The sequence below is a fragment of the Klebsiella sp. PCX genome, assembly GCF_021869705.1.
GTDB classification, from domain to species: domain Bacteria; phylum Pseudomonadota; class Gammaproteobacteria; order Enterobacterales; family Enterobacteriaceae; genus Klebsiella; species Klebsiella quasipneumoniae.
In genome coordinates this window covers 1818055-1842029 of the sequence record NZ_CP091527.1, presented here as the reverse complement: position 1 = coordinate 1842029, position 23975 = coordinate 1818055, and the positions used below count along the sequence as shown (strand labels likewise).

At 57.7% G+C, this 23975-nt stretch carries 17 protein-coding genes and 1 pseudogene; 10 read left to right on the top strand and 8 right to left on the bottom strand.

The window, feature by feature from the left end; genetic code table 11:
* Window positions 1-6 precede the first annotated feature (6 nt).
* On the bottom strand, window positions 7-1914 hold the full coding sequence (locus tag GQR96_RS08535; protein ID WP_004201421.1) for an ABC transporter ATP-binding protein: 1908 nt from the start codon (window positions 1912-1914) through the stop codon (window positions 7-9).
* Between the two features lie 12 nt (window positions 1915-1926).
* Complete coding sequence (gene rlmKL / locus GQR96_RS08530; RefSeq protein WP_065904903.1) at window positions 1927-4032, bottom strand: bifunctional 23S rRNA (guanine(2069)-N(7))-methyltransferase RlmK/23S rRNA (guanine(2445)-N(2))-methyltransferase RlmL; 2106 nt, start codon at window positions 4030-4032, stop codon at window positions 1927-1929.
* A 99-nt stretch (window positions 4033-4131) separates the two neighbouring features.
* On the opposite strand from rlmKL, the gene GQR96_RS08525 reads away from it, so the two are divergent.
* Window positions 4132-5241 (top strand): YcbX family protein, encoded by a 1110-nt coding sequence (locus tag GQR96_RS08525; RefSeq protein ID WP_032455793.1) that lies wholly within the window; start codon window positions 4132-4134, stop codon window positions 5239-5241.
* Here GQR96_RS08525 and zapC read toward each other — a convergent pair.
* Window positions 5238-5780 carry a cell division protein ZapC gene (zapC, locus tag GQR96_RS08520; protein ID WP_002898308.1) on the bottom strand — a complete coding sequence of 181 codons (543 nt, stop codon included), beginning with the start codon at window positions 5778-5780 and terminating at the stop codon, window positions 5238-5240. The two genes, GQR96_RS08525 and zapC, sit on opposite strands and share 4 nt — an antisense overlap.
* 168 nt (window positions 5781-5948) lie before the next feature.
* Window positions 5949-6959, bottom strand: a complete 1011-nt coding sequence (pyrD, locus tag GQR96_RS08515; RefSeq protein WP_004201417.1) for a quinone-dependent dihydroorotate dehydrogenase — start codon at window positions 6957-6959, stop codon at window positions 5949-5951.
* 248 nt (window positions 6960-7207) lie between these two features.
* Here pyrD and ssuE point away from each other — a divergent pair, with 248 nt between their 5' ends.
* From ssuE to ssuB, 5 genes and pseudogenes are all read left to right on the top strand, one after another.
* Entirely contained in the window at window positions 7208-7783 is a 576-nt protein-coding gene (ssuE, locus tag GQR96_RS08510; RefSeq protein WP_004201416.1) for an NADPH-dependent FMN reductase, read from the top strand.
* Window positions 7776-8775, top strand: a pseudogene (locus tag GQR96_RS08505) (sulfonate ABC transporter substrate-binding protein). Before ssuE ends, GQR96_RS08505 begins: the two are co-directional and overlap by 8 nt.
* Window positions 8735-9880 carry an FMNH2-dependent alkanesulfonate monooxygenase gene (gene ssuD, locus GQR96_RS08500; protein ID WP_004201414.1) on the top strand — a complete coding sequence of 382 codons (1146 nt, stop codon included), beginning with the start codon at window positions 8735-8737 and terminating at the stop codon, window positions 9878-9880. Before GQR96_RS08505 ends, ssuD begins: the two are co-directional and overlap by 41 nt.
* Before the next feature lie 10 nt (window positions 9881-9890).
* Window positions 9891-10682 carry an aliphatic sulfonate ABC transporter permease SsuC gene (ssuC, locus tag GQR96_RS08495; protein ID WP_004201413.1) on the top strand — a complete coding sequence of 264 codons (792 nt, stop codon included), beginning with the start codon at window positions 9891-9893 and terminating at the stop codon, window positions 10680-10682.
* Window positions 10679-11452, top strand: coding sequence for an aliphatic sulfonates ABC transporter ATP-binding protein (gene ssuB, locus GQR96_RS08490; RefSeq protein WP_004201411.1), 774 nt, complete (start codon window positions 10679-10681; stop codon window positions 11450-11452). The genes ssuC and ssuB overlap by 4 nt, the downstream gene beginning before the upstream one ends.
* Window positions 11453-11656: 204 nt before the next feature.
* Here ssuB and pepN read toward each other — a convergent pair whose 3' ends face one another.
* Window positions 11657-14272, bottom strand: a complete 2616-nt coding sequence (gene pepN / locus GQR96_RS08485; RefSeq protein WP_017899454.1) for an aminopeptidase N — start codon at window positions 14270-14272, stop codon at window positions 11657-11659.
* Window positions 14273-14598: 326 nt separating this feature from the next.
* On the opposite strand from pepN, the gene pncB reads away from it, so the two are divergent.
* The 4 genes from pncB to GQR96_RS08465 all read left to right on the top strand — a co-directional run bounded on the left by pncB (window position 14599) and on the right by GQR96_RS08465 (window position 20420).
* A complete protein-coding gene (pncB, locus tag GQR96_RS08480; RefSeq protein WP_004201408.1) occupies window positions 14599-15801 on the top strand; it encodes a nicotinate phosphoribosyltransferase in 1203 nt (400 codons plus the stop codon).
* Between the two features lie 166 nt (window positions 15802-15967).
* Window positions 15968-17368, top strand: coding sequence for an asparagine--tRNA ligase (gene asnS / locus GQR96_RS08475; RefSeq protein WP_017899452.1), 1401 nt, complete (start codon window positions 15968-15970; stop codon window positions 17366-17368).
* Between the two features lie 591 nt (window positions 17369-17959).
* Window positions 17960-19042, top strand: coding sequence for a porin OmpK35 (ompK35, locus tag GQR96_RS08470; protein WP_004201406.1), 1083 nt, complete (start codon window positions 17960-17962; stop codon window positions 19040-19042).
* 187 nt (window positions 19043-19229) lie between these two features.
* Complete coding sequence (locus GQR96_RS08465) at window positions 19230-20420, top strand: amino acid aminotransferase (protein WP_017899450.1); 1191 nt, start codon at window positions 19230-19232, stop codon at window positions 20418-20420.
* A 66-nt stretch (window positions 20421-20486) separates the two neighbouring features.
* Here GQR96_RS08465 and GQR96_RS08460 read toward each other — a convergent pair whose 3' ends face one another.
* The 3 genes from GQR96_RS08460 to ldtD form a co-directional block, all read right to left on the bottom strand.
* The gene (locus GQR96_RS08460) at window positions 20487-21134 is read right to left on the bottom strand and encodes an MBL fold metallo-hydrolase (protein ID WP_004201404.1); all 648 of its coding nucleotides are present in this window, start codon (window positions 21132-21134) and stop codon (window positions 20487-20489) included.
* A 13-nt stretch (window positions 21135-21147) separates the two neighbouring features.
* Window positions 21148-21699 carry a YcbK family protein gene (locus tag GQR96_RS08455; protein ID WP_004201403.1) on the bottom strand — a complete coding sequence of 184 codons (552 nt, stop codon included), beginning with the start codon at window positions 21697-21699 and terminating at the stop codon, window positions 21148-21150.
* Window positions 21700-22002: 303 nt separating this feature from the next.
* Window positions 22003-23793 (bottom strand): L,D-transpeptidase, encoded by a 1791-nt coding sequence (ldtD, locus tag GQR96_RS08450; RefSeq protein WP_004201402.1) that lies wholly within the window; start codon window positions 23791-23793, stop codon window positions 22003-22005.
* Window positions 23794-23975: the final 182 nt, after the last annotated feature.

The window sequence follows — 23975 nt, the reverse complement described above, 5'->3', positions numbered from 1 at the left end:
CTCGGCTCAGGCGCCGTTCTTTAATCCTTCGAGATATTCCCAGCGTTCAAAGGCCGCTTCCAGCGCCTGTTCCGCTTCGGCCAGCTTTGCCAGCACCTGCTGCGTGCGATCGTGCGGTTGTCCAAAGAAGTCGGGATCGGCCACCTGCTCCTGCAGCGTCTGCAGTTCGGCCTCGAGGGCTTCCAGCTTCTGCGGCAGCTGTTCCAGCTCGCGCTGCAGGTTATAGCTTAGTTTGTTCCCGCCGCGTTTGACAGTTTCTGCTTTTGGCTGAGCGACTTCCAACGTTTTTTTCGCTGCCGGCTGCTTCTGCGCCAACGACTGGGCCTGCTGTCCGCGGGCGTCGTGATAGCCGCCGATATACTGGCCGATGCGACCGCCGCCTTCGAAGATCCAGCATTCGGTTACGGTGTTATCCACGAACTGACGATCGTGGCTCACCAGCATCACGGTGCCCTGATAGCCATCGATCAGCTCTTCCAGCAGCTCCAGCGTTTCGACATCCAGGTCGTTTGTCGGTTCATCGAGAATCAACAAGTTGCTGGGTTTCAAAAACAGCCGCGCCAGCAGCAGGCGGTTACGTTCCCCGCCAGAGAGCGCCCGCACCGGAGTCATCGCCCGTTTCGGATGGAACAGGAAGTCCTGCAGATAGCCCAGCACATGGCGCGGCTTACCGTTAACCATCACCTCCTGCTTACCTTCCGCAAGGTTATCCATCACCGTCCGGTCCGGATCCAGCTCTGCGCGGTGCTGGTCGAAGTAGGCAACTTCCAGTTTGGTACCAACGTGGATCCGCCCGCTGTCGGCCTGCAGCTGGCCAAGCATCAGCTTCAGCAGCGTGGTTTTCCCACAGCCGTTGGGGCCAATCAGGGCAATCTTGTCGCCGCGCTGGATCTGCGCGGAGAAATCTTTCACCAGCACTTTGCCATCAACCTGATAGTTGACGTTCTCCATTTCGAAAACGATTTTGCCGGAGCGCGAAGCCTCTTCAACCTGCATCCTGGCGCTGCCCATCACTTCCCGGCGCTCGCCGCGCTCACGACGCATCGCCTTCAGGGCGCGAACGCGGCCTTCGTTACGCGTGCGGCGCGCTTTGATCCCCTGACGGATCCACACCTCTTCCTGAGCGAGCTTGCGGTCGAATTCCGCATTCTGCAGTTCTTCAACCCGCAGGGCTTCTTCTTTATCCAGCAGATACTGATCGTAATCGCCCGGGTAGGTCACCAGCTTGCCGCGATCGAGGTCGACGATGCGCGTCGCCATATTGCGGATAAAGGAGCGGTCGTGCGAAATAAAGATAATGGTGCCTTTAAAGGTTTTCAGGAACCCTTCCAGCCAGTCGATGGTTTCGATATCCAGGTGGTTGGTAGGTTCATCGAGCAGCAGCACGCGCGGCCCGCTGACCAGCGCGCGGCCCAGCGCCGCTTTACGCAGCCAGCCGCCGGACAGGGAGGCCAGCTGCGCATTGGCGTCAAGGCCAAGCTGCTCAATCACTTCGTTAATGCGGCTGTCCAGCTGCCACAGCCCCAGGTTATCGAGCTGCTCCTGCAGGCGCGCCAGTTCATTTAAATTTTTGTCGCTCGGATCGGTCATGACCTGATGTGATACGTCATGGTAGGCCTTCAGGTAGGCCGCCTGCTCGGCGATGCCTTCCGCGACAAAATCGTACACCGTACCGGCGACATTACGCGGCGGATCCTGCTGCAGACGCGCCACAATCAGATCCTGTTCATAAATAATGCGCCCGTCATCCAGCCCCTGCTCGCGGTTGAGGATCTTCATCAGGGTCGATTTACCGGCGCCGTTGCGTCCGACGAGGCAGACGCGTTCGTTATCTTCGATATGCAGCTCGGCATTATCCAGCAGCGGCGCATCGCTGAAGGAAAGCCAGGCGCCATGCATACTAATCAGTGACATTCTTTATTCCTTTCAGGCTGCGGTAATCAGCCAGCAGTTGTGGATCTGACGGTTGCGGGCAAAATCCTGCGACAGCGTTTTTTGCGAAATCTCTTGCGCCTTCAGGCCAAGCGCCGCCAGCCCGTCATGATCCATACGGAAACCGCGTTTGTTATTCGAGAACATAATGGTGCCGCCTTTACGCAGCAGACGTTTCAGATCGGTCATCAGGCGAATGTGATCGCGCTGGACGTCGAAAGCATCTTCCATTCGTTTGGAGTTGGAGAAGGTCGGCGGATCGATAAAGATCAGATCGAACTGCTCGGTGCTCTCCCGCAGCCAGCCCAGGACGTCCGCCTGCATCAGGCGATGCGCGCGGCCGGTCAGGCCATTGAGACGCAGGTTGCGTTCCGCCCACTCCAGATAGGTGCGCGACATATCCACCGTGGTGGTGGAGCGAGCGCCGCCGAGGCCGGCGTGGACGCTGGCGCTGCCGGTATAGGAGAACAGATTGAGGAAATCCTTGCCTTTGCTCATCTGGCCAAGCATACGGCGGGCGATCCGGTGGTCGAGGAACAGACCGGTATCCAGGTAGTCGGTGAGGTTGACCCACAGACGCGCGTTGTACTCCTGCACCTCGATAAAGTCGCCTTTCTCCGCCATCTTCTGATACTGATTTTTCCCCTTTTGCCGCTCGCGGGTCTTCAGCACCAGCTTATTCGGCGCGATTCCTAACACCGCGATAGTCGCGGCGATAATATCGAACAGGCGCTGGCGCGCTTTATGCGCGTCGACAGTTTTCGGCGGGGCATACTCCTGGACCACCACCCAGTCGGCGTAGCGATCGATGGCCACGTTGTATTCCGGCAGGTCAGCATCGTACAGGCGATAGCATTCAATGCCTTCCTGACGGGCCCATTTTTCAAACTTCTTCAGGTTCTTACGCAGACGGTTAGCAAAATCTTCCGCCAGCATCGCCGGCTTGCCGCCTTCGCTCTCCGCCAGGTGATAATTCTTCTGCACGCAGTCCAGCGGGCCGTTCTTGGCTTTAAACTGTTTGTCGGCGCGCAGCTGCAGGCAGCTTAACAGCTCCGGCGAGGCGCTGAACACCGACAGGTTCCAGCCGCCAAACTGACTTTTCATGATCCGGCCCAGCAAGCTGTGCAGGGCGATCAGCGCCGGCTCGCTTTCCAGACGCTCGCCGTACGGCGGGTTGCTGATCACGGTGCCGTACGGGCCTTTCGGCAGCGGATTATTCAACTGGGCGACGTCTTTGACTTCAAAATCGATCAGCTCGCCGATGCCGGCCCGACGGGCGTTGCGGCGGGCGCGGTCAATGACGCGTGCGTCGACATCGGATCCATAGAAGCGTGAACCATATGCCGCCAGCCCCTGACGGGCGCGGGTTTGCGCTTCCGCTTTGACCTCTTTCCAGATGACGTCGTCGTGCTGCGCCCAGCCGCCAAAGCCCCAGTGGCCGCGGTGCATGCCCGGCGCGCGGTCGGTCGCCAGCATCGCCGCCTCAATCAGCAGGGTACCGGAGCCGCACATCGGATCGAGCAGCGGGGTGCCCGGCACCCAGCCGGAGCGCATCACGATCGCCGCCGCGAGGTTTTCTTTGATCGGCGCCATACCGGTGCCATCGCGGTAGCCGCGCAGGTGCAGACCTTCGCCGCTCAGATCCAGCGAGATGTGCGCCGTCTCTTTGTTCAGCCAGACGTTGATCCGCAGATCGGGCGACTCACGATCGACGTTCGGGCGCGGCAGATTCTTACGGGTGAAGCTGTCGACAATAGCGTCTTTGACCTTCAGCGCGCCGTACTGGCTGTTGCGGATCTCCTCATTGAGGCCGCTAAAATGCACCGCGAAGGTGGCGCCAGGGTTGAACATCTCCGTCCACGGAATGGCCTGTACGCCGAGGTACAGATCCAGATCGCTGTATACGCGACACTCGCCCAGCGGCAGCATGATGCGCGAAGCCAGCCGGCTCCACATCAGGCTCTGATACAGCAGGCGCGTATCCCCCTGAAAATGGACCCCGCCCTGGACTACCTGGCAGTCCGTCGCGCCAAGCCCTTCCAGTTCAGTTTTTAACAGCTCTTCCAGCCCACGAGCCGTACTGGCAAACAGAGAATTCATATCGTCACTTTTACTTAAAGAAAATTGGTGCGCATTATAGCCAATATGTGCCCTATGTCATAAAGTTATAGGCTTATTTTTGGAACCCGGAGGCAGCGTATGGTAACGCTCTCGCGTCTTTTTATTCATCCCGTTAAATCCATGCGCGGCATGGGCCTGACCCACGCCTTTGCCGATATCAGCGGCCTGGCCTTCGATCGCCTGTTTATGGTCACCGAAACCGACGGCACCTTTATTACCGCCCGTCAGTTTCCGCAAATGGTGAAATTTATTCCGGCGCCGCTGCATGATGGCCTTCACCTGACCGCACCGGACGGCAGCAGCGCCGTGGTGCGTTTTAACGATTTCGCCCCTCAGGCCGAACCGACAGAAGTCTGGGGCAACCATTTTACCGCCCTTATCGCGCCCGCAGCGGTTAATCAGTGGCTCAGCGGCTTTTTCAATCGCGACGTCCAGCTGCGCTGGCTGGGGCCACAGTTAACCCGCCGGGTGAAGCGCCACGATGCGGTACCGCTCTCCTTCGCCGACGGCTACCCTTACCTGCTGGCGAACGAAGCCTCCCTGCGCGATCTGCAGCAGCGCTGCCCGGCCAGCGTAAGCATAGAACAGTTTCGCCCTAATCTCGTGGTCACCGGCGCGGCGGCCTGGGATGAAGATAGCTGGAAAGTGATCCGCGTCGGCGAGGTGGTATTTGACGTCGCCAAACCGTGCAGCCGCTGCATTTTTACCACCGTCAGTCCGGAGCGCGGGCAGAAGCATCCCAGCGGAGAGCCGCTGGAAACTTTAAAGCGCTTCCGTACCGCGCAGGATAATGGCGATGTCGACTTTGGTCAGAACCTGATTGCCCGTAACAGCGGCGTGATCCGGGTGGGGGATGAAGTGGAAATCCTCGCCCGCGGCCCGGCGAAAGCCTACGGCGCCGGCGAAAGCGACGATACCTCGGCTCCCGAGGCGCAGCAGCAGGCCACGGTTGCCATTGAATGGCAGGGTCAACAATTTACCGGCAATAACCAGCAGGTGCTGCTGGAACAACTGGAGCAACAGGGCATTCGCGTACCCTACTCGTGTCGGGCGGGGATCTGCGGCAGCTGCCGCATCCGTCTTGAAGAGGGGGAAGTGAGTCCGTTAAAGAAAAACGCGGTCGCCGGAGATGGCACCATTCTCGCCTGCAGCTGCGTGCCGAAAACGGCCCTGCGCCTGGCGCCTTAAACCGCCTGCCCCAGGCTGTAGCTGACCGCGCTCTGCGCCGGCTGCAGCCTGTCGTTCATGATTTTAATGACATCGCCCAGCTGCATAACCCGGCCGGCAAGCGTAAGACCCGGCTGAGCCAACAGACAGAGCGCGGCGTTATCGCCCGGCTCCACCACCAGTAAATTCACCTGCTCGCCGGTATCGCTCAGCCAGACGCAGGCCGCGTCGCCGCCGCTCGGCTGCCAGTGATGGGTATGGGCGATAAAGTGCCAGCTTTTCGGCATCTGCGGTTTGAGAAAACGGATGGCGGTGAGCGCGTTAAGGACTAATTCCGCCCGCTGCTCTTTCGATAGCTCGAGATCGCGACATTTTTCTTCAAAAGAGAAATAGAGCGCGGCGTCATCAACGCAGAATCCCGATGGGGCAAAGGCGTCCGGCGTCAGCATGCGCCGGGCGAAGCGCGAGCGAAATAACATGCCATTGGCCAGATCGAGCATCATGCGGTCGTGCTCTTCATCGTAATACCAACGCCAGTTATCGTCAGGTTTAATCCGCATTTTTCCCCCTGTCCCCTTTCATACGCCTCTGCAAAGCTGTTGCGACTTACCGCAGAATATTTTCTAAAATTAAGAAAAGTCTAAAATGTTTAAATAAGCAACAGTGAGGGAATATAAAACAACCAGGGCCGGAAATAAAGCCCTGGGGGGATTCAAAGGAGGAAAAGATTAGATGTGGGTAACAATTTCTTTAATCAGCGGCGGACCTTTAAAAATAAATCCGGAATAAATCTGCACCAGCGATGCCCCAGCGGCCATCTTTTCCCGCGCGGCAATCACGGAATCAATACCGCCCACGCCAATGATAGGCAAACGGCCATTCAACTCTGCGGAGAGCATGCGAATAATTTCGGTACTCTTTAATTGTAATGGACGACCGCTAAGCCCGCCGGTCTCATCGCAATGTTTCATTCCCTGGACCAGAGAACGATCGAGAGTAGTATTGGTGGCAATCACCCCATCAATATTATGACGCACGAGGCTATCGGCAACCTGGATCAATTCCTCAGGCAAAAGATCCGGCGCGATCTTCACGGCGACCGGAACATATTTTTGATGCTTCTGCTGCAGCTCAAGCTGCTTATTTTTAATACCGGAGAGTAAATCGTCGAGCGCTTCGCCGTATTGCAGCGTGCGCAGCCCCGGGGTGTTCGGCGAGGAGATATTAATGGCGATATAGCCAGCGTAAGGATAGACTTTTTCCATACAAATCAGGTAATCATCTTTCCCGTGCTCAACCGGCGTATCTTTATTTTTACCGATATTGATGCCCAGCACGCCGTCAAAATGCGCCTTTTTCACGTTCTCGACCAGGTTATCGACGCCATGGTTATTAAAGCCCATGCGGTTGATCAACCCCTCAGCATCCACCAGACGGAAGATCCTTGGCTTATCGTTGCCCGGCTGCGGACGCGGCGTCACGGTGCCGATCTCAATGGAGCCAAAACCCATCGCGCCCAGCGCGTCAATGCATTCCCCGTTTTTATCCAGCCCGGCCGCCAGACCCAGCGGGTTTTTAAAGGTCAGCCCCATGCAGGTGACAGGCCTGGCCGGCACCTTCTGGCGAACCAGGATTTCCAGCGGCGTCCCGGTGACACGGCGTAATTGTTGAAAAGTAACTTCATGAGCGCGCTCAGGATCGAGCTGAAAAAGGGCTTTACGAACGAAGGGGTAGTACATGAACTCTCCTGGATTCCCGGTGTGCAAACCGGGGGCGTATTATGTGCGATCTGTTGCGGAAAGGGAATTGACCTGCGACAAAAAATCCCCCATCAGCGCAAACGATTACCTCCCCGCGCGCCGTTATGCGCTTTTCGGCTATCTAACGGTGGATAAATCATTTAGGGAAATAATGGCCCTCTGTCACACTCACTATAAATGTTATCAATTATAGATAAATGCAAACATTTAGTTATAAGGAGAGAGAGATGCGCGTCATTACGCTTGCGGGCAGCCCGCGTTACCCTTCCCGTTCCAGCGCCCTGCTGGAATATGCCAGAGAGACGCTCACCGCCGCCGATATCGAAGTCTGCCACTGGCATCTGCAGAACTTTGCCCCGGAAGACCTTCTCTACGCTCGCTTTGACAACCCGGCGCTGCAGACGCTCAATGAGCAGCTTGCCGGGGCTGACGGCTTGATCATCGCCACGCCGGTGTATAAAGCCTCGTTTTCCGGCGCCCTGAAAACGCTGCTCGACCTGCTTCCTGAGCGGGCGCTGGAGGGCAAAATCGTACTGCCGCTGGCCACCGGCGGCACCATCGCCCACATGCTGGCGGTGGACTACGCCCTGAAGCCGGTGCTGAATGCCCTCAAGGCTCAGGAGATCCTCCACGGCGTCTTCGCCGACGACAGCCAGGTGACCGATTACCAGCACAAGCCGCAGTTTACCCCGAACCTGCAGCGGCGCCTCGATGAAGCCCTCGAGACCTTCTGGCAGGCGCTGCACCGCCCCAGCAGCCGCGCGCCGTCATTAACGTCTCTGCGTGGGGTGGAACATGCTTAATCCTCTCCGCGCTCTGACCCTCGGCGGACTGCTGCTCTTTTCCACCCTGGGCCACGCCGCCCCGGCGGCGCCTGACGCCCTGCGCATTGGCTATCAGAAAGGCAGCGTCAGCATGGTGCTGGCGAAAAGCCATCAGCTGCTGGAGCAGCGCTACCCAAAGACCCATATCTCGTGGATAGAATTCCCGGCCGGTCCGCAGATGCTGGAGGCGCTGAACGTTGGCAGCATCGATATCGGCAGCACTGGCGACATTCCGCCTATCTTTGCGCAGGCGGCGGGCGCCGACCTGGTGTATATCGGTTCGGAACCGCCCAAGCCCAAAGCGGAAGTGATTCTGGTGGCGCAGGGCAGCCCGATTCATAACGTTGCTGAGCTGAAAGGAAAAAAGGTCGCTTTTCAGAAAGGCTCCAGCTCCCACAATCTACTACTGCGCGCCCTGCAGCTGGCAGGTTTGAAGTTTAGCGACATTCAGCCGGTCTATCTCGCCCCCGCCGATGCGCGCGCCGCCTTCCAGCAGGGCAATGTCGACGCCTGGGCGATCTGGGATCCGTATTACTCCGCCGCGCTGCTGCAGGGCGGCGCCCGCGTGCTAACCGACGGAACAGACCTGAAACAGACAGGATCCTTCTATCTCGCTTCCCGCCCTTACGCTGAACGCAATGGCGCCTTTATTGAGGGTGTACTCGATACCTTTACGCAGGCCGATGCCCTGACCCATAGCCAGCGCGCGCAAAGCATTACGCTGCTGGCGAAAACGATGGGGTTACCGGAGGCGGTGATCGCCAGCTACCTGGACCATCGTCCCCCCACCTCGGTTACCCCGGTGAGCGCCGAAACCGCCGCTCGCCAGCAGCAGACGGCCGACCTGTTCTATGAGAACAAGCTGGTGCCGAAAAAAGTAGATATCCGGGCCCGCATCTGGCAGCCCACCGCCGCACAAGGAGCGAAATCATGAGTCTGAATATGTTCTGGTTTTTACCGACCCATGGTGATGGTCGTTATCTGGGTACCGAAGAGGGAGCCCGTCCGGTCGATTATGGCTATCTGCAGCAAATCGCGCAGACGGCGGATCGGCTGGGGTTCACCGGCGTGCTGATCCCGACCGGGCGCTCATGTGAAGATGCCTGGCTGGTTGCGGCCTCGATGATCCCGGTAACGCAGCGGCTGAAATTTCTTGTCGCCCTCAGGCCAAGCGTGGTGTCGCCGACGGTGGCCGCGCGCCAGGCGGCGACCCTGGACCGACTGTCAAACGGCCGGGCGCTGTTCAATCTGGTCACCGGCAGCGATCCCGCCGAGCTGGCTGGCGACGGTGTCTTCCTCGACCACACCGAGCGCTATGAGGCCTCGGCTGAATTTACCCACATCTGGCGCAAGCTGATGGAAGGGGAAACTGTCACCTTTAACGGTAAGCATCAGCGCGTTCGCGACGCTAAACTGCTGTTTCCGCCGCTCCAGCAGCCGCGTCCGCCGCTCTATTTCGGCGGCTCGTCTGAGGTGGCGCAGGATCTGGCCGCTGAGCAGGTCGATCTCTATCTTACCTGGGGGGAACCACCGGCCCAGGTGGCAGAGAAAATTGCTCAGGTGCGGGAGAAAGCCGCCCGGCACGGTCGCCGGGTGCGTTTCGGCATCCGCCTGCATGTGATCGTGCGGGAAACCAATGAGGAAGCCTGGCAGGCAGCGGACAGCCTTATCTCTCATCTTGATGATGAGACTATCGCCCGCGCCCAGGCAGCCTTCGCCAGAACCGACTCCGTCGGCCAGCAGCGGATGGCGGCCCTGCACAATGGCCGACGCGATAAGCTGGAAATCAGCCCCAACCTGTGGGCTGGCGTCGGTTTAGCGCGCGGCGGCGCCGGGACCGCGCTGGTGGGCGATGCCGCCACCGTGGCCGAACGGATCAATGAGTACGCCGCGCTGGGTATCGATAGCTTTATCTTCTCCGGTTATCCGCATCTGGAAGAGGCGTATCGGGTCGGCGAACTGCTGTTCCCGCTGCTCGACGTCGCGGTGCCGTCTGTCCCGCAGCCGCAAAGCCTGCGCCTGCAGGGAGAAGCCGTCGCTAACGAGTTTATCCCGCGTAAAGTGGCGCAGAGCTGAGGAGGTCGTGATGGCAAAATCAACCCATCCCCTGTTATTACGCCTCGCCCCCTGGCTGCTGCCGGTGGGAACGGTCATTGTCTGGCAGCTGGCCTCGTCCGTCGGCTGGCTGTCGACGCGGGTGCTGCCCTCGCCGGAGGGCGTATTGAAAGCGTTCTGGACCCTCTCGGCCAGCGGTGAGCTGTGGCAGCATCTGGCCATTAGCTCGTGGCGGGCGCTGGTCGGCTTCGCCATCGGCGGCTCCATTGGGCTGGTGCTCGGCTTGATCAGCGGTCTGTCACGCTGGGGCGAGCGCCTGCTGGACACGTCGATCCAGATGCTGCGCAATGTGCCGCATCTGGCGCTGATCCCGCTGGTGATCTTGTGGTTCGGCATCGATGAGACCGCCAAGATCTTCCTCGTATCGCTGGGCACCCTGTTCCCGATCTATATCAACACCTGGCACGGGATCCGCAATATCGACCGTGGACTGGTGGAGATGGCGCGCAGCTATGGTTTATCCGGCTTTGCTCTTTTCCGTCACGTGATTTTACCCGGCGCCCTACCCTCGATTATGGTCGGCGTGCGTTTCGCCCTCGGTCTGATGTGGCTGACGCTTATTGTCGCCGAAACCATCTCGGCGAACGCCGGTATCGGCTACCTGGCGATGAATGCGCGTGAATTTCTGCAAACCGACGTGGTGGTGGTCGCCATCATTCTTTACGCCATTCTTGGCAAACTGGCCGACGTCAGCGCCCAGCTGCTGGAGCGGCTCTGGCTGCGCTGGAACCCGGCGTATCATCTTCAGGAGGCGAACGCATGAACACTGCCCGTCTAAACCCAGGTATCCCGCTGCTGCTGAACGGGGTGACTAAACGCTATGGCGACAACACCATTCTTAACGAGCTGGATCTGCATATCCCCAGCGGCCAGTTTGTGGCGGTGGTGGGCCGCAGCGGCGGCGGCAAAAGTACCCTGCTGCGCCTGCTGGCGGGCCTGGAAACCCCGAACGCTGGCGAGCTGCTGGCGGGCGCAACGCCGCTGGCGGCGATCCAGGACGACACCCGGATGATGTTTCAGGATGCGCGCCTGCTGCCGTGGAAAACGGTGATTGATAACGTGGGGCTGGGGTTAAAAGGCGCCTGGCGCGAAGCCGCCCTGCAGGCACTGGCCAGCGTCGGACTCGAGAGTCGCGCGCAGGAGTGGCCGGCGGCGCTGTCGGGCGGGCAAAAGCAGCGCGTTGCGCTGGCCCGCGCCCTGATCCATCGCCCGCGCCTGCTATTGCTGGACGAGCCGCTGGGGGCGCTGGACGCCCTCACCCGTCTGGAGATGCAGGAGCTGATCGTCTCCCTGTGGCAGGAGCATGGCTTTACGGTCCTGCTGGTGACCCACGACGTCAGCGAAGCGGTGGCGATGGCCGACCGGGTGCTGTTAATTGAAGAGAAGAAGATCGGTCTCGATTTGAACGTGGATATTCCGCGACCGCGGCGCACCGGTTCGGCGAAGCTGGCCGAGCTGGAGGCGGAGGTACTGGATCGGGTGATGAAACGCGGCAAGAGCGAGAGCGTGCCGCGTTTATTTAGTCATGGCTGACCGGAGTAACGGTCTGCTGTCAGAACGGGGGCATATCGTCATCCGACATGTCCCCGGCTCGCGCTTTGCTCAGCCGGGCGACCAACGACAAATCTGCCGCGTATTCCAGACCGGGTAAGCATCGCGCCACCCGACAACATCACCGCGGCACCAGGTAACCCGGACAGGGCGCAATGTGCGCCGCAATCCGGGTTTACGCCACGGTTACGCCAGCGCCTTACTGATTTTCTCGTACAGATCGCCTGAGAGATCCTTCAGACCCTTCAGCTGCTCCAGCGCGGCGCGCATCAGCGCCTGGCGTTTCTCATCGTAACGCTTCAGGCGAATCAACGGCTCAATCAGTCGCGATGCGACCTGCGGGTTGCGCTGGTTAAGCTCGGTCAGCATCTCCACCAGGAACTGGTAGCCGCTGCCGTCTTCCGCATGGAACGCCGCCGGGTTGCTGCTTGCGAAAGCGCCGATGAGCGACCGCACGCGGTTCGGGTTGCTCATGCTGAACGAACGATGGTTCAGCAGACCGCGTACCGTTTCGACCACATTGGCCGCCGGGCTGGTGGACTGCAGGATAAACCACTTGTCCATCACCAGGCCGTCCTGATGCCATTTGTCGTCATACTCCTGCATCAGCGCATCGCGGCACGGCAGCTCAGCGGCAACCGCCGCCGACAGCGCGGCCAGCGCGTCGGTCATGTTATCCGCCTGGTGATACTGCGCCGCCACCAGCTTATCGCCCAGCGTCGGTTCTGCGAACGCCAGATAGCGCAGGCAGGTATTGCGCAGGGCGCGCTTACCGATATCGGCATGCTCCACCCGGTAGCTGTCGAGCTTATTGGCGTTATATACCGCGAGGAATTCGTCCGCCAGCTCGTTCGCCAGGGTGCGGGTGAGCGCCTCGCGCACGGTGGCGATGGCGATAGGATCGATAATGGCGAACATCTCGGCGATTTCGTTGGCCGACGGCAGGGTTAAGATCTCGGCGGCCAGCGCCGGGTCAATCTTCTCGTCGAGCAGAATCGCGCGGAAGGCGTCCGCCACGTGCACCGGCAGCGACAGCGGCTGTCCCTGCTGATGACGGTTAACGTTCAGCTTGATGTAGGTCGCCAGCAGACTCTGCGCCGCATCCCATCGCGAGAAATCATTCCGCGCATGGCGCATCAGGAAGGTGAGCTGCTGATCGCTCCACTTGTATTCCAGTTTCACCGGTGCTGAAAACTCGCACAGCAGGGCCGGTACCGGCTGGAAATAGACATTATCAAAGACGAAGGTCTGCTCAGCCTGAGTCACATTAAGCACCGGGTGCAGCGGATGGCCGCCCTTCTGCAGGGGGATAACCTTACCTTCGTTATCGTACAGCTCGATGGCAAACGGAATATGCAGCGGTTGTTTCTCAGCCTGCTCGGCGGTCGGCGGCGTGCGCTGGCTGATGGTGAGCGTATACTGCTCGGTTTCCGGGTTATAGTCGTCATGGACGGTGACGATCGGCGTACCGGACTGGCTGTACCAGCGGCGGAAGTGCGACAGATCGACGTTCGAGGCATCTTCCATCGCCTGGACGAAATCGTCGCAGGTGGCGGCGCTGCCGTCATGACGTTCAAAATAGAGCTGCATCCCTTTCTGGAAGTTTTCTTCACCCAGCAGAGTGTGCAGCATGCGGATCACTTCGGCGCCCTTTTCGTAGACCGTCAGGGTGTAGAAGTTGTTCATCTCGATAACCATATCCGGGCGGATCGGGTGCGCCATCGGGCTGGCGTCTTCGGCAAACTGCAGCCCGCGCATAGTGCGCACGTTGTTGATGCGGTTCACCGCCCGCGAGCCGAGGTCGGAGCTGAACTCCTGATCGCGGAACACGGTCAGCCCCTCTTTCAGGCTTAGCTGGAACCAGTCGCGGCAGGTAACGCGGTTGCCGGTCCAGTTATGGAAATACTCATGACCAATTACCCGCTCAATATCAAGGTAGTCTTTATCGGTGGCGGTATCGGTCCGCGCCAGGACATATTTGGAGTTAAAGACGTTGAGTCCTTTGTTCTCCATGGCACCCATATTAAAGAAGTCGACGGCGACAATCATATAGATGTCGAGGTCATACTCGAGGCCAAAGCGCTCCTCATCCCATTTCATGGAGTTTTTCAGCGACGTCATCGCCCACGGCGCGCGGTCGAGATTGCCGCGATCGACGTACAGCTCCAGCGCCACTTCACGCCCGGAGCGGGTGGTAAAAGTGTCGCGCAGGACGTCGAAATCACCGGCCACCAGCGCAAACAGGTAGCACGGTTTCGGGAATGGATCCTGCCACTGTACCCAGTGACGACCGTTCTCCAGTTCCCCTTCCGCCATACGGTTGCCGTTGGAGAGCAGGAACGGATATTTGGCTTTATCGGCGATAATTTTGGTGGTAAAGCGCGCCAGCACGTCCGGACGGTCCAGATACCAGGTGATGTGGCGGAAACCTTCCGCTTCACACTGGGTGCACAGCGCTTCGCCTGACTGATACAGGCCTTCCAGCGCGGTGTTCGCCGCCGGGCTGATCTCATTGACGATGGTCAGGGTGAAATGCTCCGGCAGGCCGCCGATCACCAGCTGATTGTTTTCTTCTTTATAGTCGCTCCACGGCTGTCCGTTCACCTGCAGCGAAATCAGAGTCAGATCTTCGCCGTCCAGGCGCAATGGCACATCAGACGCTGCCGCGTGGCGGGAGACCTTGCTCTCGGCCGTAACAACGGTTTTTGCGGCATCCAGGTCAAAGGTCAAATCGATATCGCTAATCAGATACTCCGGCGCACGATAGTCGTGGCGGTATTTGGCTTGGGGCTGTTGTGTCATAAAAAACCTTTCGCATCTTCGGTAAAGTGTCGTCCCAGTCTATTCCCGTTGTGTCAATCGCGCTATGCAGAATCTTCATCTTTTCAACGTGAAACACGGAAATCGCTACATTTTGTTAACACTCGCGGCACGAAATGCCCTCGACCCGACGCAAAGCTTGTGGTGTGATCCATGTTCAATATATTAAACTAGGCCTCGCAAATGACCGTCAGCGTCGCCATTGCTCGCCATCGCGGGACAGAGCCGGGTAATAAAGGTATACTCCGCCTCCTTTTTCCGCGTTGGTTTCGATGGAACGCTCCAGTGAGAGGATGCTACTGCGCACCATGACACAATTCACTTCTCCTGTACTGCACTCGCTGCTTGATACGGATGCCTACAAGCTGCACATGCAGCAGGCTGTCTTCCACCGCTACGGCGATGTACATGTGGCGGCGGAGTTTCGCTGCCGCGGAGACGACCTGCTCGGCATCTATGCCGACGCGATCCGCGAGCAGGTGGAGTCCATGCGCGACCTGAGGCTGCGGGATGATGAATATCGCTGGCTGTCCACCCTTCCTTTTTTTCGCCAGGATTACCTCGACTGGCTGCGCGATTTTCGCTATGACCCACGCCAGGTCACGGTCACCAATGACAACGGCAAGCTGAACATTCGCCTCACCGGCCCGTGGCGGGAAGCCATCATGTGGGAAGTCCCCCTGCTGGCGGTGATAAGCGAGCTGGTCCATCGCTACCGTTCACCCGAGACGGGCGTGGAACAAGCGCTAAACGCGCTTGAACATAAGCTAGGCGACTTCGCCACCATGACCGCTGACCTCGATATGAGCGCCTTCCGCCTGATGGATTTCGGCACCCGCCGTCGTTTTTCACGCGAGGTGCAGGAAGCCATTGTGCAACGCCTGCAGCAGGAGCCATGGTTTGTTGGCACCAGCAACTACGATCTGGCGCGCCGTCTCAACTTAACCCCGATGGGCACCCAGGCCCATGAGTGGTTCCAGGCTCATCAGCAGATCAGCCCGAACCTGGCCAGCAGCCAGCGGGCGGCCCTCGCCGCCTGGCTGGAAGAGTATCCTGACCAACTGGGCATCGCGCTGACCGACTGCATCACCATGGATGCGTTCCTGCGCGATTTCGGTCCGGAGTTCGCCACCCGCTATCAGGGTTTGCGCCACGACTCCGGCGACCCGGTGGAATGGGGTGAAAAAGCCATCGCCCATTATCAGAAGCTGGGCATCGATCCGCTGAGCAAAGTGCTGGTCTTCTCCGATAATCTCGATCTGGCGAAAGCCGTCGACCTGTATCGCCACTTCGCCTCGCGGGTGAAGCTGAGCTTTGGGATCGGCACCCGTTTAACCTGCGATCTGCCGCAGGTTAAACCGCTCAATATCGTGATTAAGCTGGTGGAATGTAACGGCAAGCCGGTGGCGAAACTCTCCGACAGCCCGGGGAAAACCATCTGCCACGATAAGGCCTTCGTCCGCGCCCTGCGCGAAGCGTTCGACCTGCCGCCGATTAAAAAAGCGAGCTAATTTTCTTAAGGAGCCTTTCAGGCTCCTTTTTCTTTATTATTTATTGCCGAATTATCCGCTTATGATGCGAAATCTACTTGTCTGATGGAAGATGACAGGTAACATAGATATCCCCCCCGCTGTAGGGGGAAGAGACTTTTTTATTGGACTATATAGAGAGATTATTATGAGCGTTGTGCCTGTAGCCGACGTACTCCAGGGCCGCGTTGCCGTTGACAGCGAAGTCACGGTCCGCGGATGGGTGCGTACCCGCCGAGATTCAAAAGCTGGCTTTTCATTCCTCGCCGTCTATGACGGTTCCTGCTTTGATCCTGTACAGGCCGTTATTAATAATTCTCTGCCCAATTACAATCAGGAAGTGCTGCGTCTGACCACCGGTTGCTCGGTGATTGTCACCGGTAAAGTCGTGGCTTCCCAGGGCCAGGGTCAGAGCTTTGAGATCCAGGCGACCAACGTGGAAGTGACCGGCTGGGTGGAAGACCCGGACACTTATCCGATGGCGGCCAAGCGCCACAGCATCGAGTATCTGCGTGAAGTGGCCCACCTGCGTCCGCGCACCAACCTGATCGGCGCGGTTGCCCGCGTGCGTCACACCCTGGCGCAGGCGCTGCATCGCTTCTTTGATGAGCAGGGCTTCTTCTGGGTCTCCACCCCGCTGATCACCGCCTCCGATACCGAAGGCGCTGGCGAAATGTTCCGCGTGTCGACGCTGGATCTGGAAAACCTGCCGCGTAACGATCAGGGCAAAGTCGATTTCGACAAAGACTTCTTCGGTAAAGAGTCGTTCCTGACCGTTTCCGGCCAGCTGAATGGCGAGACCTATGCCTGCGCGCTGTCGAAGATTTACACCTTCGGCCCGACCTTCCGCGCGGAAAACTCCAACACCAGCCGCCACCTGGCGGAGTTCTGGATGCTGGAGCCGGAAGTGGCCTTCGCCAATCTGAACGATGTTGCCGGCCTGGCGGAAGCGATGCTCAAGTACGTCTTTAAAGCGGTACTGGAAGAGCGCGCGGACGACATGCAGTTCTTCGCCGAGCGCGTTGATAAAGACGCTATCGACCGTCTGCAGCGCTTTATCACCGCTGATTTTGCGCAGGTGGATTATACCGACGCCGTCACCATTCTGGAAAACTGCGGCAAGCAATTCGAGAACCCGGTGTACTGGGGCGTGGATCTCTCCTCCGAGCACGAACGTTACCTGGCTGAAGAACACTTCAAAGCGCCGGTGGTGGTGAAAAACTACCCGAAAGATATTAAGGCGTTCTACATGCGCCTTAACGAAGACGGTAAAACCGTCGCGGCAATGGACGTCCTGGCGCCGGGTATTGGCGAGATCATCGGTGGTTCCCAACGTGAAGAGCGCCTCGACGTGCTTGACGCGCGTATGGCCGAGATGGGCCTGAATAAAGAAGACTACTGGTGGTATCGCGATCTGCGCCGCTATGGCACCGTTCCACACTCCGGCTTTGGCCTGGGCTTCGAGCGTCTGATCGCCTACGTGACCGGCGTGCAGAACGTCCGCGATGTCATTCCGTTCCCGCGGACCCCGCGCAACGCGACATTCTAAATTTTTCTGACATAAACCTGAAAGGCCAGCGCAAGCTGGCCTTTTTTTATGTCAATTACTGTTATCAAAATTCAACAAACTTAAACATCAAGGCCTCGAATTCACATTTATGTTACGCACTGTTTCGGTGCATCCTGGTGATACAGATCGCACTTTTTGTTCATAACAGAGCAAAACCCCTGATTAATTTGCTCATTTTTTAACCATACGCCGCACATCTTGCCAAGACAAAGGCTGAATAAAAAGAAGGCGAATTCAACACATAAAATGAGCAAATTTACCTTTATCCAAATTAATCATAAATATTTCATATAGATAGATATGGAAGGGCGATTTACCTCACCATGTGGAACGGAATTTTGATTAAGTTCACAAAGTTCCCAAAAATACATATTTAGTTACATGTTTTTTCGTTTTGTTACTCATATGAGATATTAGTAGCATTTTCCGGCTAGCGAAACGTTGTCGCGGATGGAAAGATGCCTTCAGACACCAAACTCTCATCAATGGTTCTGTAAGTTTTTATTGACAGAACTTATTGACGGCAGTGGCACGTGTTCATATAAAAAATATTAATGAGGGTAATAAATAATGATGAAGCGCAATATTCTGGCAGTGGTGATCCCTGCCCTGCTGGTAGCCGGTGCAGCTAACGCTGCAGAAATCTATAACAAAAACGGCAACAAACTGGACTTCTATGGAAAAATGGTCGGCGAGCACGTCTGGACCACCAATGGCGACACCAGCAGCGACGATACCACCTACGCCCGTATCGGCCTGAAAGGCGAAACCCAGATCAACGATCAGCTGACCGGCTACGGTCAGTGGGAATACAACATGGACGCCTCCAACGTTGAAGGTTCCCAGCCGACCAAAACCCGTCTGGCGTTCGCAGGTCTGAAAGCGGGCGAGTATGGTTCATTCGACTACGGCCGTAACTACGGCGCAATCTACGACGTCGAAGCAGCAACCGATATGCTGGTTGAATGGGGCGGCGACGGCTGGAACTACACCGACAACTACATGACCGGCCGTACCAACGGCGTGGCAACCTACCGTAACTCTGACTTCTTCGGTCTGGTTGACGGCCTGAGCTTCGCGCTGCAGTACCAGGGTAAAAACGACCACGACCGTTCGATTCACAAGCAGAATGGCGACGGCTTCAGCACCGCGGCGACCTACGCGTTCGACAACGGTATTGCGCTGTCTGCTGGCTACTCCGGTTCCAACCGTAGCGTAGATCAGAAAGCTGACGGCAATGGCGACAAAGCCGAAGCCTGGGCAACCTCTGCAAAATATGACGCCAACAACGTTTACGCGGCCGTCATGTACTCCCAGACTTACAACATGACCCCGGAAAACCAGGGTAACTACTTCGCTGGCAAAACCCAGAACTTCGAAGCCGTTGTACAGTATCAGTTCGACTTCGGCCTGCGTCCGTCCATCGGCTACGTACAGACCAAAGGCAAAGACCTGCAGGCGCGCGGCGGCTTCTCCGGCGGCGATGCGGATCTGGTTAAATACGTCGAAGTGGGTACCTGGTACTACTTCAACAAGAACATGAACGTCTATGCGGCGTACAAGTTCAACCAACTGGACGACAACGCTTATACGCGTGAAGCTGGCGTAGCGACCGACGACCAGGCGGCCGTGGGTATCGTTTACCAGTTCTAATTTGCAGTACACCCCTTCGTGATATGCCTTCAGAGCAGGACTTCGGTCCTGCTTTTCTCTATTCGTGAGGCAAAGATCGTATCTTTCGAAAACCTTCGCGCTTTTTGTCGCAAACGGTTGGCAATTCGTTGTTCTCCCGTTAACCTGATAGCGGATTTCCCTTCAGTAATCACAATGGAACCTCGTCATGTTTGAGAACATTACCGCCGCCCCAGCCGACCCGATTTTAGGTCTGGCCGATCTGTTTCGTGCCGATGACCGCCCTGAAAAGATTAACCTCGGAATTGGTGTTTACAAGGATGAAACTGGTAAAACCCCCGTTCTGACCAGCGTCAAAAAAGCAGAGCAGTACCTGCTGGAAAATGAAACGACTAAAAACTATCTGGGCATCGATGGTATTCCTGAATTTGGTCGCTGCACCCAGGAGCTGCTGTTCGGTAAAGGCAATGCGATTATCGCCGATAAACGCGCCCGCACCGCGCAGACCCCGGGCGGTACCGGTGCACTGCGCGTCGCCGCAGACTTCCTCGCCAAAAACACCGACGTGAAACGCGTGTGGGTAAGCAACCCGAGCTGGCCAAACCATAAGAGTGTGTTTACCTCCGCCGGGCTGGAAGTGCGTGAATATGCCTACTACGACGCGGCTAACCACGCGCTGGACTTTGATGGTCTGCTTGCCAGCCTGAACGAAGCCCAGGCGGGCGACGTGGTACTGTTCCACGGCTGCTGCCACAACCCGACCGGTATCGATCCCACGCTCGATCAGTGGCAGACGCTGGCGCAGCTGTCGGTCGAGAAAGGCTGGCTGCCGCTGTTCGATTTCGCCTATCAGGGCTTCGCCCGCGGCCTGGAAGAAGATGCTGAAGGGTTGCGCGCCTTTGCTGCTCTGCATAAAGAGCTGCTGGTCGCCAGCTCCTACTCGAAAAACTTTGGCCTGTACAACGAGCGCGTCGGCGCCTGCACTCTGGTCGCCGCCGATCAGGAGACTGTAGACCGCGCATTCAGCCAGATGAAGTCGGTGATCCGCGCTAACTACTCCAACCCGCCTGCGCACGGCGCGTCCGTGGTGGCGACCATTCTGAGCAACGATGCGCTGAGGGCGATCTGGGAGCAGGAGCTGACCGATATGCGCCAGCGCATTCAGCGCATGCGACTGCTGTTCGTCAACACCCTGCAGGAGAAAGGCGCGAGCCGCGACTTCAGCTTTATCAGCAAACAGAACGGTATGTTCTCGTTCAGCGGCCTGACGAAAGAGCAGGTGCTGCGTCTGCGTGAAGAGTTCGCCATCTATGCGGTCGCGTCCGGCCGTATCAACGTGGCCGGCATGACGCCTGACAACATGGCGCCGCTGTGCGAAGCCATCGTCGCCGTGCTGTAAGCAATATTATTCGATATCAAGAAAAAGGCCGCGAATGCGGCCTTTTTTATGTTCGCGTCAGGTGGGTTACCAGACCGGCATCTCATCCTGCAGGAACGGGTTGTTGCGGCGTTCCTCACCCAGCGTCGACAGCGGACCATGGCCGGGAATAAAGGTCACGTCATCGCCCAACGGCAACAGCTTATCCTTAATGGCAGCGATCAGCTGCCCATGGTCGCCGCGTGGAAAATCACTGCGCCCCACTCCGCCTTTGAAAATCACATCCCCGGAAATAAGCAGTCGGGAAGCGTCATCAAAGAAGACCACATGACCCGGCGTATGACCTGGGCAGTGCAGCACCCGCAGCGCCACATTCCCTACATTAACCACATCGCCTTCATTGAGCCAGCGATCCGGACGCAGCGGCTGGCAATCCTCCAGGCCGAACATCCGGCTTTGCGCCGGTAAGCCTTCCAGCCAGAACTCATCTTCTTTTTCCGGACCAATAACCGGCACGCCATAATGCTCCGCCAGTTCCGCAGCGGCGCCGACGTGATCGAGGTGGCCATGCGTCAGCAGAATCTGCATCAGCGTGACGCCAGCCTCCGTCACCACCGCTTTGATACGTTCAGCATCGCCGCCAGGATCGACCAGCGCCGCCAGCCGGGTTTGTTCGCACCAGATAAGAGAACAGTTCTGCGCGAACGCGGTAACCGGAATAATACGATAGTTCATGACGCTCCTTTCGTTACCAGTGCCTTACGGGACCGGTATCAATATGCACAAAGTTACTACGTGGGTAATATCCTACACCACCTGCGCGCATAGATAACGCCGCTTTGCGAATATTGCTTAACGAAATACCTTCAATATGGAAATCCATTGCCTGCCCCTTGGTGTGATAGCTGTGTTTTGCTACACCACGGCTTCGTGCGCGAAGCTCATCATTGGTATCGAGGGAACGATAGCCAGAGATAAGCTGGACAGGTTTGTTGGTGCCAAGTAGTCCCTGCAACCGATAAAGATGATCGAACAGATTTGGATCGATGGACTTAATTTTATTCGCGCGGTAATCACGGAAAAAATGGTTAAGTCTTGCTAATTCATCCTGAATATAGCCTCTGCCATCGAAAAACTCCGCCTTGAGTGATTCACCAGTATGCAGGTTATTCAGCGTCAAAATACGCGGACGGGGGGTCGAGAGGGTGGCAAATGCCGGCGCAGGGAGAATGGCGGCAGCACCCAGCGCAGCACCACCCAACGCCAGCAATCTGCGGCGATTAGCGTCAAATTTGTCCATGATAATCAGGTCTACAGTCAATGAATCGTTATATACTTTTTCCGCCTTGCGCGATGCTGAACCTCAGCACGCCATCGCTCGCCACAGCCGTGATGCAGCCCGGCAAAAGAGAGCGTTCGCGCTGACCGCGCCACGCATTGAGCGGAATGATATGTATATGCACTTCTGGCGCACGAAAGGCACCTTACCGGGCATTATTGCCAACGTCAAGGCAGCCTCACCCCAGGAAAATCGGGCGCTGCAGAGGAGCAGCGCCCTTTTTTACCCAGTGCTAGGACAACAAAATCCATTGAACTACTTCATTTACCTGATTAATTGTTCAGCTTTCGTCAGAATTTGTGCGCTGGATCGCGCGGTGATATCGTAATTGTAAATATCTGTTCGATATTGTGTACGTCCATCAGCGTCCACAAACGCCGTTAAGTAATATAAATTCACCGGTATATTTTGCCGAATATTGACATAGCGCGTGTCCCCTTGCTTCAGGGCATCAGAAATACGCGAGTCATTCCAGCCCGCATCCTGCAGCAGCATATTGGCCAGCTCCGAAGCCTTATTCACCCTCACACAGCCGGAACTGAGCGCACGAACATCCTTCTGGAACAGATTATGGTTCGGCGTATCGTGCAGGTAGATAGCATCGGAGCTCGGCATATTGAACTTGTAGCGTCCGAGCGAGTTACGCGCCCCGGGCGCCTGCTGGAAGCGGAACGGTAAGTTGTTCTCGGTGATGGTCGACCAGTCAACCCGATAAGGATCGATGGTCTCTTTACTGTTCCAGCCGCGCATCACGGTGTAGCCATGCTGCTCCAGATAGCCTGGATTGTTACGCACCTTCGGCAGGATATCTTTGCGCGCCAGGGTTGGCGGCACGTTCCACGGAGGATTGACCACCACGTTATTCAGCGCGCTGCTCATCATTGGCGTTTTGCGGTCCGGACGCCCCACAATCACCCGCGAGGCCAGCACCTGGCTGCCGTCCTGGTAATAGACCAGCGAGAACGCCGGAATATTGACCATAATGCCGGTGGATAGTTTGCCCGGCAGTAAGCGTAAACGCTGAATGTTCAGGGCCAGCACCCCTGCGCGCTGCGCGGAAGAGACGTTGAGCCAGTCGCGAGTCGACTGGCCGATGACGCCATCCGCCCCCAGCCCCTGCATCGCCTGGAAGCGCTTAACCCCCTCCACCAGCTGGCGATCGTACACGCCGCGCGCCGCGGGTTTGCTCTTTTTCTTCGCCGACGGGCTCACCACATCGCCAGGCAGAACGATATTGGCGGTATTGTCCAGCATCCCGGTACGCTGGAGGATCTCGCGCAGGGCACCGATATCATTGCTCCATTCGCCGGGGCGCAGCGAGCCGCTGCCGGTCATCTGCGGCCACGGGCGAGAATCAGCCACCAGCGCAAGCAGCGACTGATGCATGGCTTCATACTGCGGATGATGCGGCGCCAGGCCGGCGATAAACGCCGGCAGGGAGCCATTGTCCAGCGCCAGCTGCCACTGGTTAATCACCGACAGCGGCGGGGTCGCCATCTTGTACGGCGTTGAACTGTACAACCAGCGGGTCCCCTGGGTGGGGATGCCGCTGATAAAGTGCAGATAGCCCATCATGGCGTCCGACAGCACCACATCGCGCGCCATGCCGCTGACGGCGGGATCGGTCAGCAGACTGACCCAGGTGGTAAATTGCGGCTGAAAACCGGCGATGGCGATCTCCGCCAGCTGCTGCTGGAACGCCTGCACCGCCTCGCGGTTTTCCCACATCGGTTTCATATCCCTGGCGGCGTACAGCGACACCAGCGGATTCATAAAGACGGGTTTATACCCTGCCGGCAACAGCGCCTCGATCTGGGCGCGACTGTTTGCCGCCGTCGCCATCGACAGCGGCTGCTCACCGGCCAGCTTCGCGACCGCCGGCGATTGCCCATCGCTTTGCGCCAGCGCGACAGAGACCTCAGCGGGCGTCGCGGAACTGTCGCCGGGTACGACTTCAGGCTCTTCGGCCTGGACATTGAACAGCGGAGCAAATGCCAGTGCCAGGCTCAGGCTGAGCGCTGACAATGGACGACCATACCGTTTCTTTAGCAACATCCCTTGCCCCCTGTTGTCACACATTGCAGCCCACAAAATTGGGGCTCTTTTTCAGTATATAAAGACGAAAAGGCTTTTGCCTTACCTAATGTAAAGAAGTTTAAAGATTATACCACCCTGGCATACCGGGCTGGATAGAAAAAAAGGGCAACTTAACGTTGCCCTCTTCACCGCTTAGCCGC

Excerpts from the sequence above, each read along its gene's own strand:
- GQR96_RS08535 (WP_004201421.1), bottom strand. The coding sequence starts at position 1,914 with ATGTCACTGATTAGTATGCATGGCGCCTGGCTTTCCTTCAGCGATGCG.
- rlmKL (WP_065904903.1), bottom strand. The coding sequence starts at position 4,032 with ATGAATTCTCTGTTTGCCAGTACGGCTCGTGGGCTGGAAGAGCTGTTA.
- GQR96_RS08525 (WP_032455793.1), top strand. The coding sequence starts at position 4,132 with ATGGTAACGCTCTCGCGTCTTTTTATTCATCCCGTTAAATCCATGCGC.
- zapC (WP_002898308.1), bottom strand. The coding sequence starts at position 5,780 with ATGCGGATTAAACCTGACGATAACTGGCGTTGGTATTACGATGAAGAG.
- pyrD (WP_004201417.1), bottom strand. The coding sequence starts at position 6,959 with ATGTACTACCCCTTCGTTCGTAAAGCCCTTTTTCAGCTCGATCCTGAG.
- ssuE (WP_004201416.1), top strand. The coding sequence starts at position 7,208 with ATGCGCGTCATTACGCTTGCGGGCAGCCCGCGTTACCCTTCCCGTTCC.
- ssuD (WP_004201414.1), top strand. The coding sequence starts at position 8,735 with ATGAGTCTGAATATGTTCTGGTTTTTACCGACCCATGGTGATGGTCGT.
- ssuC (WP_004201413.1), top strand. The coding sequence starts at position 9,891 with ATGGCAAAATCAACCCATCCCCTGTTATTACGCCTCGCCCCCTGGCTG.
- ssuB (WP_004201411.1), top strand. The coding sequence starts at position 10,679 with ATGAACACTGCCCGTCTAAACCCAGGTATCCCGCTGCTGCTGAACGGG.
- pepN (WP_017899454.1), bottom strand. The coding sequence starts at position 14,272 with ATGACACAACAGCCCCAAGCCAAATACCGCCACGACTATCGTGCGCCG.
- pncB (WP_004201408.1), top strand. The coding sequence starts at position 14,599 with ATGACACAATTCACTTCTCCTGTACTGCACTCGCTGCTTGATACGGAT.
- asnS (WP_017899452.1), top strand. The coding sequence starts at position 15,968 with ATGAGCGTTGTGCCTGTAGCCGACGTACTCCAGGGCCGCGTTGCCGTT.
- ompK35 (WP_004201406.1), top strand. The coding sequence starts at position 17,960 with ATGATGAAGCGCAATATTCTGGCAGTGGTGATCCCTGCCCTGCTGGTA.
- GQR96_RS08465 (WP_017899450.1), top strand. The coding sequence starts at position 19,230 with ATGTTTGAGAACATTACCGCCGCCCCAGCCGACCCGATTTTAGGTCTG.
- GQR96_RS08460 (WP_004201404.1), bottom strand. The coding sequence starts at position 21,134 with ATGAACTATCGTATTATTCCGGTTACCGCGTTCGCGCAGAACTGTTCT.
- GQR96_RS08455 (WP_004201403.1), bottom strand. The coding sequence starts at position 21,699 with ATGGACAAATTTGACGCTAATCGCCGCAGATTGCTGGCGTTGGGTGGT.
- ldtD (WP_004201402.1), bottom strand. The coding sequence starts at position 23,793 with ATGTTGCTAAAGAAACGGTATGGTCGTCCATTGTCAGCGCTCAGCCTG.